A 14,243-nucleotide genomic window follows, 5' to 3' on the forward strand; every position below is an offset into this window, starting at 1 on the left:
TTTTAGCTCCTTTGTTTAATTTTCACAAGAGACAAGGTTAAAGATACTAGCAATAATACGACAGCTATAATCTGATAGGTAATGGAAAGATTTACGTTCGCATCTTTCAACGCCCCTCCCATATAGACCATCAAGCCCCCAACAATGGTACTCAAGAAGTTCAAGAAACCATAGGCGGTAGCAATGTACTTCTGATCAACCACCTGCCTAAGCATCGGCATCAGATTAGCATCATTGAAACCTCTAGCCAATCCAAATACGACCATAGCTATGATCGCCATTAAAAAAACGTTTGTAGAAGCCATGATGAACAAAAACGGTGCTCCGATACAGAAGCCGATAATCATTACATTCAATCTGCCTTTCGGATTCTTTTGTACCCAGCGATCAGCAATAATACCCCCTACTATCACACCCACAAAAGAGCCTATCTGTATATAACCCGTAGCAGAAATACCAGCAGTCCCCAAATCCAAGTTAAATTGATCTTTCAAAAAAGTTGGCAACCATCCATTAACCAACCAATTGGCCATACCCAAAATCGAAAAGTAAAACAATATAATGTAGAAAGAAGTTAATCTAAACAAAGAAGAGAGCACTTCCTTAATCGAATAGGTAGAAGGCACTTGCGCTATAGGCAACGAATCTGCTGTTTCTGGCTCCAACCCTTCTTTCTTTACATCTTTTAAAAAATAGATCAGTACAAAAGAATAAGCTATCCCAAATAAGCCAAAAACATGGAATCCAGATCGCCATCCCCAATACTCCGCAATAAATCCCCCTAGACCACCAAGTGCTAATCCCGTATACAGGCCACACATATGCAAGCCCGTTGCCAACGACCGCGTTTTACCGGTGTGGTAATCGGTGATCAAGGCGAGCGCGGCGGGTATATAGCAGGCTTCACTTATCCCCATCAACAGCCGGGTGGCTAGCATTTCTGGAAATGACGACGCGTAACCAGTCCACAAGGTAACCAGAGACCAAATGGCTACAGATAAAACAATTACTTTTTTTCGTGAATATTTATCCGCCAAAAAGCCTCCAAAAGGACTTACAAAACCATAAGACCATAAAAAGACCGACGTCAATAGACCAAATTGCGCATCTGTGAGATCAAAATCTGCTACAATGGGATCGCGCATCGACGTAATTAGTATTCTGTCGAAATAATTTAAGAAAGCGACTACCCACAATAATGCGACGAGTAACCATGCATAACCTTTAGTTTTCGTGTTCATAAGATTTAGTCTTGCTTTATAACGCCCCATATCACCTGAGGAGTACGGATTCCGGGTCTTATCTCTCCAGACGGTAAAACAATTCCACCCGCCCAGTATGTTGCACCCGTTGTAACTGGAACCCAGGTTTTTCCGGTCTGTGGCTTTCCTGAGGTATCGATTTTATCGGGTTTATAATTCCACAGTCCAGTAGCAAAATTATAAGCCACTATACGATTAGAAAATCCAGGATGATCATGCTTTAAGTCTTGGTTGGCCAAAGATCCATTATCACCTCCGAAAACAAAAAGACTGCTGGATTGATGATCAAACCACGCTGGACTTGGAGCGGCAGCTACCGATTCGGGTAGGTCCGCAATTCTCGACCATCGTGTGTTATCTTCGAGCACATAGGCATCCTGCAGATAGCTTCTTTTACCATCTGTCAGGCTTACACCAGATAGGACTACTAAGCTTCCGCCTTTATTAGCAACTACGGATAGCATACGGCCTTCACCTGGAATAGGTGGGCAAACCTCCCATCCCTTAGCTAGTTCCGTTAGATCCATACGCCAACATAAGGATTCAGCTGTCGATGAATCTGGCGACTTAATTCCGCCGACTACGTACCAGAAGTTATCAATCCTTACGCTCGAACAATTTGCTAATTGAAAAGGCAAGCTCGCCAAATTTTCGACGCACCACTCGCTATTTTTCCAGGTCAATTTATACACGGCAGAAAGGTGGCCTTTCTGATTACTGCCACCAGCAATATAGACACTGTTTTCAAAGGAGGTTACTGCCCCATACCCCATTGGAATAGGTAGGTGTCCAAGAGACGCCCAGTGTCCTTGTTTATCCTTGAGTGCAAATATCTTGTTTGTCCAAACTTTTTTACCGCCGTCCCAGGGTGCTATGCCGTCCGGGAAATTAGCGCCACCCATGACCAGTAAAAAATCATCGGTTGTCGCAACATATGCTCCTGCAAACCCCATGTTATCTGGAATTGAAGGTAGCGTTTTCCATTTAAAGTTTACATCTGTTGTCTGAGCAGGTAAAAGAGTTGTACTTAGCATAAATAGTATAAAGGTAAATTGGTGAATGTTCATTATCCGTTTATTAACAAGATGCTACGAGGGAAAGAAAGTCAGAATCAGATAGATCTAGGTACAGATTCTGTTCCTGTTCCCCATTGAGTGCTACCAACGGGAGTCTTGAGATACCTAAGTTCAATCCCACCTTTTTCATAATTGCACGCTGTGTAGGGATCGGACCATACTTTACCAGTAACTGGATCATTTTTACGGCTTGAAAATGCAGTTTTTCTGCCTCCTCCAATTTGCCTTCACTAAAATAATCCATCACTTTAGCATATAACTTAGCCCCGTAATTATATGTACTGCCAATAGCACCCTTCGCTCCGACCGCTAAAGCTGGCAGGAGAAGCTCGTCATACCCAAATAAAATATCAAATTTACCTCCTTTATAATGTAGACAAGCTTGGTATTCGTGAATCGTTGCTGCTGTATACTTGATACCTGCCAAATTTGGTATTTTCTGTTCTGCCAATTGCAAAAACTGAATCATATCAATCTGTATACCCGTCAAAGCAGGAATGTGGTAATAGAAAAAAGGCAGTTTGGGTGCTGCGGCTGCAATTTGTGCCATACAATCAACCAGATTATTTACCGAAGTAGGTTTGAAATAAAAAGCCGAAACAGATGATATGTAATCTGCCCCCTGCTCCTGTGCGTGTGCAGCCAAACGTTGCGCTTCTATGATAGAACTATGTCCTACATGCACAAAAACCAGCAGTCTACCTGCCACGCTGGCAATATATTTCTCAGTAATTGCCATGCGTTCTTCTACAGTTAAGTTTGGCCCTTCACCGTTCGTCCCACAGACAAACACACCACTAACATTCTGTTCAATCAGGTATTCCACGTACGAAGGAATAGCATCCAGATCAATGCTTCCATCCTTTTTATAAGCGGCAAAAGTCGCTGCAATTAAACCCTTAACTTTATTCATTTTTATGTTTTAATAATTTTATAACAAATCTTTTAATGCGATACGTTGAAATACCAAGTCGGCTTGACTGCTTTCATATAGAACACCAATCGTGTGTTCATCCACGGAGGTAATACAAGAATATCCTCTGCCTTTTCCTTCGTCGAGCAGTACTTTTCTTTCCCATGTTTCGGCGTTGTCCGCGCTTACTTTTAGCGTAATATTAACCCGATTGTATTTAGAATCAGGGTTGCAAAATATAATTATCGATCTAGGCGTCCCATTCTCGGTATAATTATGTTTGTAAATACTTGCCATGCATGTGGGCTCGATTAGGGCGTTATGCGAGGTGGGGTGCTCAACCCATGTTTGGCCCATGTCCACTGTCGTCGCAATGGCACGCCCATTATCCGGTCCTTTGTTGCTCGCATTGAGATTTGAGCGCATATTTAGCATAATGCGTCCGTCTTCTAATTCAACCGCCATACATTCGGTTGTGGAGCGAGGCAGTGCCGGATTAGACGTTGTCCAGGTCTTACCGTGATCTTTGCTATAGGTAATATTAGAAAAAGCCCTTCCAGTCTTATCCCTTCCTTGCGTAGGCATTATTAAGGTACTATCCTTCATCGTAAAACCACTACCTGGAGCAGGCGCCCATAACCACCATTCCTCCTTTTTACACATCGTTGTCAGATTAACAGGTTTCGACCAGCTCTTGCCGTTATCTTGACTTTTTACCATTAGGAATTGTGAAGTTTGTTGTATATCAAAGCCTGGCTGTGATCCCCGGGTCTTCCATTGGTGATTCCAGATTTCCTTTCCATCCTTAGTACCAGGGTACCACGTTCCCGTTTCATCAATCACGCCGTGCATCCACAGCCCTGCCACATAAATATCGCCATTCTTTTCATCCAACAGAATATTGGGGTCAGAGACGCCGTTGAACTTCTGTGCCAATCCACCATACTCTCCCATATCAATCGCGACTTCTATAGGTAACCAGGTGTTCCCCCGGTCTACACTTCTCGAAACACCGATATCCATGTGACCTTGTAAATCCCTACCTGATTCGTAACGTGCATCATAGACAGAAATCAAGGAGCCATCCTTCGCGGTAATAATTCCAGGGATGCGGCTTGTATGTACATCTTCCTGCTTGTGTCTTCTTACCGCTATCCCCAAGCGGTGCAGTGACTCCCCCTTGCTGTTATTCTTAATCTTTTGCTTCGCTATTTCAAACTTATCATACCCGATAGCAAACGGAATTTCGATATCTTTAATAGGTCTTACCTTGATACTCAGCCACAAAAAATTTGAACCCTTTTCCAGTTTAGTTTGAAAGGAAATCTTATTCTTACCTAACTGAGCCTTTATTTTTTTTACAGCTGTATATTTCGATATATTATTCTGTTTCATTAATGCGGAATCGCCCGATATATACCACAGGTTTATCTCCTCGATAACTTCGTGTGCCCGCTTATCCAATTCCAGAACAAGTTCACCTTTTGATAATGCTGAAGATGTCTTACTTTCGATTTGGAATCTTTTAACCGCATTGATTTCCTGATCGGCGAGTACCGGTAGATGATATTCTTTTGTCGTTACATCAATTTGTGCTTCAGCAGTTGATCCCCCCAAGCAGCAGATAAAAATAAATAGTATTCTTAGCTCTCTCATAATCCTTTTATTTGACGCACTTGGCGCCTCTTGTAGTTATAAAAAATATAATTAAGGTTTCTCATTTAAAATCTATTAGTACTTATGTACTACATATAAAAATAGTAAAAAAATATAATATTCCTAAGAATATTATATTTTTATCTTAAATTTTTAAGTAATTCAAAGTGAGGTCTGAGGTGCTCCCTCATTCCCACCACGAATTCCTCTTTTGTACCTTCTTTTAAAATACGTACCAAGTCTGTATGCGTTATATTAGATTTCACACTCCTATTCTCATTCTTTACTACATAATCAAATACAGGTAGAAGCATAATTTGAAATCTTTTCAAGGTATCATTTCCAGTGATTTCATACAGCTTTCCGTGAAACGCGATTTCACGGCTCACCCGAAAGATATCGTCGTCCTCAGGCTTGTTATTCTTCACAATTGCTTCCAGATCCTTAATGTCCTTTGCAGTCTTTCTAACAAAAAGTAAGTCTGCTAGTCCCAGCTCCAATACCAACCGAAGTTCAAAAAGATTTTTCAAGGTATCGTTATCCATTCGTTGTGGAATCAACACCCGTTCAAAACTACCCAGTATATCCGGATTCGTCAACACCATGCCTCTTTTCTTTTTGGATTCCACCAAACCTAGCATACGAAGTCTACTCAATGCTTCACGCAATACATTTCTACTTACGCCAAGCGCTTCGGAGAGTTCCATTTCGGTAGGTAACACATCACCTGTTTTCAGTTCCTTTTTATTAAGATATTCTCGAAGCCTTATCTCTACCATATCTGCTCTGGTATTGACGGAAATAGGCGCTAGGTCTTTATTCAATTTAGTTGTCGACATATACAAACAAATTCAAGTTATGTTCTACAAATTAACATAAAATTTTTAGTTAAACTATGGATGTTAATAAATTATTAAGCCTAACTATTTAGCAAACTCCTGTTCTTTCATCGCAATCATTACACCAAGCAAGGTAGCTTCATCGCCTTCGGCCGCCAAAAAAATAGGTATATCGATGTTGTTTTTTTGCAATTGCCGTTTGGTTACATCCAAAAATGCTGCCGATCCATTCGCTATTCCTCCTCCTATTATCAAGCCTCTCATCTGATAAAGTGGATAGTAATGACTTATAAAATCACCTAGGTATTTTCCAAACTTCGCTACGACCTCGCGAGCGTATCGACAATGCTGTTGGTCTTCCATCACTTCCTTCACTGTACTTACCCTCTCTCCGCCTAATAATTTATACAACCGCATAAAGCCACGTGTAGAGAGGTAATCCTCTGTTATCCCATCCATAAACGGTTCTTTGCCCAGATCTAAATCGGTGCATTTTCCATCTTCATAAAGACAAGAGCCTAGGCCTGTACCCAATGTCAGACCCACAACCTTGTTTTGTTTTAAACCGTCGATAAGTTCGATCTGTCCAATCAGAAAACAAGTAGCATCATTTTCAAAAAGAATAACTTCCTGAGGCAGCAGGTATCGTGTTGCGATCAATTCTTTAATATTTACGCCATATAAATCATCATATTTGCCCAGATTCTTTATATAGGACACCCCATTTTCGTAATCAAATGGCCCCGGCATTCCAATATGTACGCCTGTAGGTATTACATTTACGTTCCGTAAAGTGTCGTCGATGCATGAAAACCATGCATCCAATATTTCGTCTTTCTTTCCCAAACTTTTTACCGGGCGTCGACATAACCCGACAAATGAGTTGTTCTCAGAAGGATCATATATACCGGAAAGAATGTGGCTACCTCCTATTTCTACACATAGGATACATTCATTTTTGTTCGTAATCATTTTTTAATCCAATTTAAATTTATGTGATGGAAATCGATAGAATGTTTTCGATTTATTGCCGCTCCTGCTGTGGGATCAATCACTTGCTCTACAAGCAATCCTATTTCTTCTTCATTAATTTTGGCCATACTCGTATATCCTCCATATCCGAGTGAACACAGTTCATCCTGCGGAATTCCTGTATAATCTAACTGTTTCGACGCGAACCACGTCTTACCATCATCCGCACTTAGGCGAAGGGTCATATTGCAACGGTAAGGCATGGTATCTCCCGCATTGTTCGCCGCGTTTATAAAAGCAACAAGATTAGGTTGAAAAGATACCCGGAGAATAGAAGCCTGCGATCGTGGATCAATAAGGTTTACATCCGCGCTAAAAGCTGAAAATCCTCCTTCGATGGATCCTTTAGAGGTATACCTGTATTTACCTCTGTTCCAGGAGCCTGCTACCGCACGATCGTTTCGCAGTAGCAGACCGCTGCTAAGCTCCACGATAGATCCCTCAAATGTATTTTTAGGGATACGCTGAAATTTCCATGTCTGTCCGTTGTCATCGCTATAGATATTCCGTTCCCCGGCTGGTACGATCAATCGGCCTTCATTTGGTCCCCGTTCAATCTGAATACCACTACCCGGCCCCACGGCGTCCCATATAAAATCCAACGGAACTAATTGTGCTGTCCGGTCGACTGGTGATGACCAACTTAGCCCATTGTCGTCACTGTAGATCGTATATACTTTGCGGTCTCCCCACTGCGAGACAGCAGGATAAGCTTTACCATCGAAGTTGCCGCCATGCTGACTGTGCGAATCCGAATTCCAGGACATGAATAGCCATACTCTGTTGGTTTTAACGTCTGTCACAACGGTAGGATTACCCCATGTACCTTCCCCTTCGCCTACGACGGTTTTCAATGCGCTCCAGGTCCTTCCTCTGTCGGAAGATATTTTTGCCACAATATCAATATCACCATAATCCAGACTGGTCAGTTTCCGCGCTTCGGCAAATGCGATCAGATCGCCATTCGGAGCCGTGGCAAGGCTAGGAATACGATATGAATGGTATCCCTCTGTTGCTTGTTCAAACACGCGCACCGTTTCCTTGATTATACTGTTGTTCCCATCCTCATCCGGATCATAAATAGGCTTATTAAAATCAGCTGAACCTGCCATGCCGGTATCTTTGTCCGCACAGGAAAGCATCGCTACAGCGATTAAACTTATTATCAAAGGTACTCTTATCTTTAAATGATGTTGTTTGTTTCCCATAATTTCTTATCTTACTTTCTATAGATTACAATACCCTCAAATGGTGTACTTACACCTCCTTCTGTGGCAATCAGTGTCTGTCCTGATGGCAGTACTACGGCATCCATATGGCCGACCGGTACCACATAGGTATTATATGTTTGCTTATTATACAGCGGGCCCAAGCTCGAAAAGTTCTGTCCTGCGTTGCTGCTCGAAAAAAGTGTCGGAGAATTCGCGTAAACCGGACTCATATTATACGATCTCGGATCTGTGCCCCTATTTAATGCAGAAACATAGAACAATTCGTTCGTTTGCGCGTTATTTACCACCACGCTCGGATAAATATGACCGAAGTCACCCGTAGTTATTCCATTCGCAAACGATGCAGTTCCACTCCATGTTGCACCACCATCATTACTGTAACTCACCATTTTATTTCTCGGTGTCACATTGTTATGTGACAATAACATCATCAGTCTTCCATCGTTCAACTCGACAATAGAACCATTTCGCAGGTTATTTGTACCCGTTAACACCGCAGATATGGCCCATGTGTGTCCCATATCGTCCGAATACGCCACCTGTACTTGGTTGGTACCAATATTCAGCGGCATTACCAGTCTATTTAGATACGTGCTGTGCCGCAATGCAATACCATGCCCAGAAGAATGCTGCACATCGACGACAGTACTCCGCAATTGATCGGTGATATCCGTCTCACCGGACCAGCTGCGTCCGCCGTCTGTAGATATACGCTGGTAAATCTGCTGCAGCCCCGGTGCAATGCCAAAGGAATTTCCTGTTCTCGTATAACCTATTTTACTGTAATGCAATACCAGATTACCGTTATTTGCACAGATTACCTGTGGGTTTGCGTAAGTATCAGCAGAACCCTCTCCTGCTACTACAAGGATATTTTCCTCCCAGGAACCACCTCCATCAGTGGATCTACGCAGGATAATATCGGTATTACCGATTGCCTTGGTATGCTGGCCTACACGTTCATATCCATCCGCATAAGCGCCCCTTCCTTCCGCAAAGAGTAGCACATCTCCATTTTCCGTCGTTGTCAATGCAGGTCTCTGAATAAAATTATAACCAAACTCTTTATGATAATATGCATAGTCAACCGTATGTGAATCAGGCGCTTCGATATAGAAATCATGAACCGTCATAAAATTCCGCCACGGTCTTATGCTTGGTGTATAATAGAATAGTTCTTGCTCGGGAAGTTGCATTTTAAAGCATAGCACACCGTTCACCTTTATATAAAACAAATTATCTACGATCACCGTTTCAAACTCAGCCGGAACACCAGGTGTGATCACCTCATTTACAGTAGGCCAACCCGCAGCAGGGTTTACACTAAAAGTTCTTTCGTAAAGATCTAAGAAAAATTGCGGAGCTATGGCGTTAAAGCCGTCGAATCCAAAAATAAATTCCCGGCCATTTTCCCAGCTGGTTCCCAGTACAATACCCGCAGCTGTACCGTTGAAGGTACCAATAGTCGCTTTGAAATACATGTAAAAGCTCTTGCCTTTACCTACTGGCACGAAGTATTTAGAAACCACCCAATTGTTTCTATAGCTATTTTCTCTTCCTCCCACATGGTCAGAAGTTGTTATAGGGTACGGGTTCCGATGTTGGATCAGGCGCATTCCGGTGCTTTCTTTAATCCATGAAATGGTATCCCCACCTACATAATAATCGGTGAATCCTTTAAACAGGATACGATCGTGAAAAGGTTCGCCCGCTTTCATCAACCACATTCCGGCTTCCTTATTTTCATCAAATGGAAAAGGAAGCGTATCCGGTATGGCGATATCTTCTTCAAATGGTCCAGGAAACTCCCAATGCTGTTCTTTATAACAGGAACTTGCCAATAAGAGGCAAAAGGACCACAACCATAAACTACGTGAAATACGTTTCATATTTTATACACTTACGTTAGCTTTCTATTTATTTAACCCTATTGAACCGGCAAATACCAGCTTTGCTCCTCCAATAATTTTTGATATACTTCATTTTTTACCTGTCCGCTATATTTGGAAGAAACCTTTTCTGCCAGGATATTGCGCCCTGTCAACTTAGACCAAAGCATCAAATCATACCATCTCTTACCTTCAAACGCAAACTCCCGTGCCCGTTCGGTGAAGATAACATCAAGCATCACCTCTCTGTCCGTGTAGTTAATCTCTTCGGGCAGGTATTTAATCAGCCCTCTTGCCTCCCTTACCATGTTAATAAAATTAAAGGCCGAAGCATAGTCATTGAGATGTAAGTCGGCTAAGGCTTTCAGGAGCCAGGCATCCGCCGACCTATAGATTTGCCAGCTTGCGGTACTTTTGTGTGCCGGTCTCATAGACCACACGTTGTCAAGTCCAATATATTTCCATATGACGGTATCCTGTCCAAAAACTTTAAAACTGAAGGTTGTCCGGATATCTGTATTTTCATAGGAAAATAGCGTATTGATCACATGGGAAGCCGGCTTTAGATAATACTTTCCACCGTCTGTTGCAACGTTTGAAGTGAATTCCTGTAGCCTATTTGTTTCGAAGCTATTGTCGAACCGGTATCCAAGCAGGAACATACTGTGTTGGGCCGCATAGCTACCGGTAAACTGGTTAGGCCATGCACCAGCTGTTCCAAGAGAATGCTGGTTGTTAATAATTGGCGAATTGCAAAAGGCAGATGCTGTTTGAAACTCACCCAGCCAGATTGCCACTTCAGCAGCAAAGGTCGCCGCAGTTGGTTGCGACAGACGACCATAACGTTCCTCTGCAGGTAAGCTGAAATTATTCCATTGAAAATTTAACGGCAACATACCCAATACAGAAAGCACGTCGTTGTAAACCATCTGCCATACCTCCTGTTTATCCTCCGGAAACTGCAGTAAGCCCTTTAGCTCATTGACCGTAAGTTCTGACGTTTTACGATTTACGGTATTTCCCTGTTCGTCGACATAAGAGATGTCTTCGGCATAATCGGATCGGATGATGGGAAAAGTATCAAACGTCCGCAGCAACGTGTAATAACAAATCGCGCGAAGTAACAACGCCTCTGCATAATACGCATTAACACTTTTAGGGAGCAGTTTGTCATCCTGCTTTGTAACGTCAAAAACGCGCTCCATCTGCCTGTTACACCGCGCGATCGTCGCATAAATATTGGCATAATCGGCATACGGATTTTGCGCACTTACGTTATTGATCACGAATTCATTGATATAAGGCGTAGGCTCAGCCTGCCCCGTGGTCACCATATCGGCCCGAGCGTCGCCCCATAATAAAAATTTGTGTACATCCTTGCTCAGGGGCTCATACATCCCCAATGCAGCGGCGTTGAGATCTTGTTGCGTTTTATAAAAATCGTCCTCGACTACAGCGTTGTACGGTTCCACTTCAAAAAAACCAGAACAGGAACTTAAGACACTCGATCCTAAAAGACAAACCAGAATATGTGATGATAAAAGTTTCTTTTTCATGTTATAATTATATTTAGATCAACGGCTAGAAAGATGCTCTGAAACCCAATTTATATGTCTTTCCTAAAGGAGGCGCTCCAAAATCAATATTCCTTAACATCGGACTGTTCAGACTATTCACTTCAGGATCAAAGCCGGTATAATTCGTCCATGTAAATAAATTATCGGCACTGAAGTATATCCGTATCCGCTTGAAAAAATGCTGTGATTTTCCCGACGTAATTTCGTAATGCAAGGTCAGGTTTTTCAACTTCACATAGCTTCCATCTTCGACCCAAAGAGATGATGCTACCCCATTTCCCGAAGGATCATTAGTAGCTGCGCGGCTCAGCCCAGATCCAGGCTCACTTTCAGATGCCCAACGCGTTAATACAGCCGGATCTTGATTCGCGTAATCTCTCATCAGGTGCATTTGCTGTTTAAAACTATTGTAAATATCTGCACCTTGCGAAAAGTTTATCAACGCTATCAATCCCCATTTTTTATACGAAAAATTAGTAGACACATGGCCAAAGAACTCCGGTAATGGAGCGCCCAGCACCTGTCTATCCAAAGTACTGATCCGACCATCCCCATTCAGGTCCTCGATTTGATAGTCACCAGCGCGATAAGGAGTACCATCCGACTTATTGAGATTTACATCCGCCTCACTTTGGAATACACCCAGTACTTTATAGCCGTAAAAGGAACCCAGTGCATATCCCTCCTTGGCAATACCCGTTTGCATCCCTATGGATTGCTCGACATCGCCGTTCGGTAGGGAAAGTACTTTATTCTTCAACGTAGAGACCGAGGCCGACATATTCCAGTTAAAATCTTTCGAGGATATCAATTGCGCAGATAGCCCCAGTTCCAATCCTTTATTCTCCACCGTACCGGCATTTTCGAATAAACCATCGATCCCCAGTTCCTTGACCACCGCTTTATGGGTAATCAAATCATGTGTACGTTTATAATAATAACCAAGATTGAACTGCAGACGGTTACCAAATGGGCGGGCAGTAGCTTTTATCTCATAGGTATCTGTAATCTCGGGCCGCAAATCTGGGTTGGCGACATTACCAAGATATACTGCTCCAAATCCAAAATAATTGACCGGGTAGTATTGGTTATAATGGTAGAATCCCCGCACTTCATGATTACCGGTGCGGTCATAGCCCAGTAGCAGGTTCAGTATATTTTGTGGCTTCTCTCCCCATACATATACAGTAGCCCTTGCACCTGGATAAAGATTCCAGCGCGCATTGGAGCCGAAGTTAGAAGACCCCTGTACATTTATAAAGCCGTCTATATCTACCCTATCATTCCAGGTGATAGCTCCCTGCGCCATCAGCGTCATTAAATTTGACCTAAACTCCGTATTCGATGCGCTGTCTACAATCCCTTGTTCCAGTGTCTCAAAATCATCCGTACCGGCATTGATCTTACGACCGTAAATAGCCTTCTCTTCATATGTTTCGACCGAGGCCTGCAGCGCTCCTTCATAGTTTGTCGACTCACTTATTTTTCCACTTTTAGCAAGCCTTCCGTTCCAATTCAGGTAAAACTCGCTAGAGCTCCGTTGCGAATTTTGCCGGATACGGTATAGATCGTTAACAATACCCAACGCGGGTCTGTATTGCTTCTCAGATAAGTTGAAATACGATACCGACAAATCGGAAGACAAGCTCCAACTTTCTGCCAAAGCCCAGTTTACTCCCATCACGCCATCTATTCTATTGAACTGGTTTTTATTTTCCAAATTATTGACAAGCGCAAGTGGATTACTGAAACCCAAGGTATCCACACCGGCCATTATCCGGCTTTGTTCCCCGTTCGGATTGATGAAATGCGTCGCCATAAACGGTGATTTAGCACTCGCCACATATAGCGGATGAACTGCGTAATCACTACCAAAATCTTTATAGTGACCGCTCGTATTGGTATAAGAAAGGTTATTAAATATCTTGATCGAGGGGGACAGGTTATAGTCCAGATTAAAGCGGATTCCGATCCGTTCAAAGTCCGTATTTTTAACGGTACCATCCTTGTTGGTATATCCCACAGCAAACATATAGTTGGCATCTCCATCACCCCCCTTCAGCTTGAGGTGATAATCCTGAAAAACACCTCGTTGCCGGATCAGATCCAACCAATCGGTGTTGTTGTTATAAACCGGGTCTGTAGCCGAAAAGATAGGATGTTGATCAAGCTGTTGCGCAGGCATACCCTCTTCAGAAAAACGCGCCCAAAGATAGGATTTCATACTTTGTGCATCAAAACGAGGTACATTATAATCAACGTTGTTCAACCCATAATTTGCACTAAAATCAACCTTGGTACCACCGAATTCACCTCTTTCGGTCTTGATGTCCAATACGCCGTTTGCACCGCGTCCGCCTACTTTTGGGATCAACAGTCCCGAAGCATTAACGCTGATATCCGTCACATCGTAAGGGTTTAGGAAACCGAGTCTATCTGGTTCATATGTCGATAGGAAGGTTGGTCTTGAAGCCGTGTAGCGCAATGGAATACCATCCACATACACGAGCGGACTCGTTGACAGGTTAATACTGTTTACACCTCTAAGCATCAAGACGGAACTTGCTCCCACATTTCCGCTTTCCATTACGGATACCTTAGGCAAAGCATACAATTTTCCCGTAACAGAAATTGAAGAAGGATTGAGATCTACTAGATTTATGCTGTCCTGGAGCGACGATGGCGCATCACTTTGTTGCGCAAACAACGGGTCAGTAATCAACAATCCTGCGAAAAATGATGATAATATATATATAGTCTTATTCAT

General features: G+C 42.7%; 10 protein-coding genes. All 10 read right to left on the reverse strand.

The features are described 5' to 3' along the window. Positions 1–2 precede the first annotated feature (2 nt). The gene (locus C4F40_RS05380; RefSeq protein ID WP_196938328.1) at positions 3–1,241 is read right to left on the reverse strand and encodes an MFS transporter; all 1,239 of its coding nucleotides are present in this window, start codon (positions 1,239–1,241) and stop codon (positions 3–5) included. Between the two features lie 5 nt (positions 1,242–1,246). Further along, positions 1,247–2,329 carry a galactose oxidase gene (locus C4F40_RS05385; RefSeq protein WP_196938329.1) on the reverse strand — a complete coding sequence of 361 codons (1,083 nt, stop codon included), beginning with the start codon at positions 2,327–2,329 and terminating at the stop codon, positions 1,247–1,249. Between the two features lie 10 nt (positions 2,330–2,339). Then, positions 2,340–3,251, reverse strand: coding sequence for a dihydrodipicolinate synthase family protein (locus C4F40_RS05390; RefSeq protein ID WP_196938330.1), 912 nt, complete (start codon positions 3,249–3,251; stop codon positions 2,340–2,342). An 18-nt stretch (positions 3,252–3,269) separates the two neighbouring features. Next, positions 3,270–4,907 (reverse strand): sialidase family protein, encoded by a 1,638-nt coding sequence (locus C4F40_RS05395; RefSeq protein ID WP_196938331.1) that lies wholly within the window; start codon positions 4,905–4,907, stop codon positions 3,270–3,272. 140 nt (positions 4,908–5,047) lie between these two features. Continuing rightward, positions 5,048–5,746, reverse strand: a complete 699-nt coding sequence (locus C4F40_RS05400) for a FadR/GntR family transcriptional regulator (protein WP_196938332.1) — start codon at positions 5,744–5,746, stop codon at positions 5,048–5,050. A gap of 84 nt (positions 5,747–5,830) precedes the next feature. Beyond that, the gene (locus tag C4F40_RS05405) at positions 5,831–6,718 is read right to left on the reverse strand and encodes an ROK family protein (protein WP_196938333.1); all 888 of its coding nucleotides are present in this window, start codon (positions 6,716–6,718) and stop codon (positions 5,831–5,833) included. Next, positions 6,715–7,986: a sialidase family protein gene (locus tag C4F40_RS05410; RefSeq protein WP_196938334.1), complete on the reverse strand. Its 1,272-nt coding sequence runs from the start codon at positions 7,984–7,986 to the stop codon at positions 6,715–6,717. The genes C4F40_RS05405 and C4F40_RS05410 overlap by 4 nt, the downstream gene beginning before the upstream one ends. Before the next feature lie 11 nt (positions 7,987–7,997). Beyond that, positions 7,998–9,899: a sialidase family protein gene (locus tag C4F40_RS05415; RefSeq protein WP_196938335.1), complete on the reverse strand. Its 1,902-nt coding sequence runs from the start codon at positions 9,897–9,899 to the stop codon at positions 7,998–8,000. Positions 9,900–9,937: 38 nt separating this feature from the next. Continuing rightward, the gene (locus C4F40_RS05420; protein WP_196938336.1) at positions 9,938–11,455 is read right to left on the reverse strand and encodes a RagB/SusD family nutrient uptake outer membrane protein; all 1,518 of its coding nucleotides are present in this window, start codon (positions 11,453–11,455) and stop codon (positions 9,938–9,940) included. Positions 11,456–11,480: 25 nt separating this feature from the next. Beyond that, positions 11,481–14,243 (reverse strand): SusC/RagA family TonB-linked outer membrane protein, encoded by a 2,763-nt coding sequence (locus C4F40_RS05425; protein ID WP_196938337.1) that lies wholly within the window; start codon positions 14,241–14,243, stop codon positions 11,481–11,483.

Origin of the sequence: Sphingobacterium pedocola, from assembly GCF_015209965.1 — a bacterium.
Taxonomy (GTDB): Bacteria; Bacteroidota; Bacteroidia; order Sphingobacteriales; family Sphingobacteriaceae; genus Sphingobacterium; species Sphingobacterium pedocola.

What these genes read in the sequence shown, in the direction of transcription:
- C4F40_RS05380 (WP_196938328.1), bottom strand. Translation starts at nt 1,241, where the DNA reads ATGAACACGAAAACTAAAGGTTATGCATGGTTACTCGTCGCATTATTG.
- C4F40_RS05385 (WP_196938329.1), bottom strand. Translation starts at nt 2,329, where the DNA reads ATGAACATTCACCAATTTACCTTTATACTATTTATGCTAAGTACAACT.
- C4F40_RS05390 (WP_196938330.1), bottom strand. Translation starts at nt 3,251, where the DNA reads ATGAATAAAGTTAAGGGTTTAATTGCAGCGACTTTTGCCGCTTATAAA.
- C4F40_RS05395 (WP_196938331.1), bottom strand. Translation starts at nt 4,907, where the DNA reads ATGAGAGAGCTAAGAATACTATTTATTTTTATCTGCTGCTTGGGGGGA.
- C4F40_RS05400 (WP_196938332.1), bottom strand. Translation starts at nt 5,746, where the DNA reads ATGTCGACAACTAAATTGAATAAAGACCTAGCGCCTATTTCCGTCAAT.
- C4F40_RS05405 (WP_196938333.1), bottom strand. Translation starts at nt 6,718, where the DNA reads ATGATTACGAACAAAAATGAATGTATCCTATGTGTAGAAATAGGAGGT.
- C4F40_RS05410 (WP_196938334.1), bottom strand. Translation starts at nt 7,986, where the DNA reads ATGGGAAACAAACAACATCATTTAAAGATAAGAGTACCTTTGATAATA.
- C4F40_RS05415 (WP_196938335.1), bottom strand. Translation starts at nt 9,899, where the DNA reads ATGAAACGTATTTCACGTAGTTTATGGTTGTGGTCCTTTTGCCTCTTA.
- C4F40_RS05420 (WP_196938336.1), bottom strand. Translation starts at nt 11,455, where the DNA reads ATGAAAAAGAAACTTTTATCATCACATATTCTGGTTTGTCTTTTAGGA.
- C4F40_RS05425 (WP_196938337.1), bottom strand. Translation starts at nt 14,243, where the DNA reads ATGAATAAGACTATATATATATTATCATCATTTTTCGCAGGATTGTTG.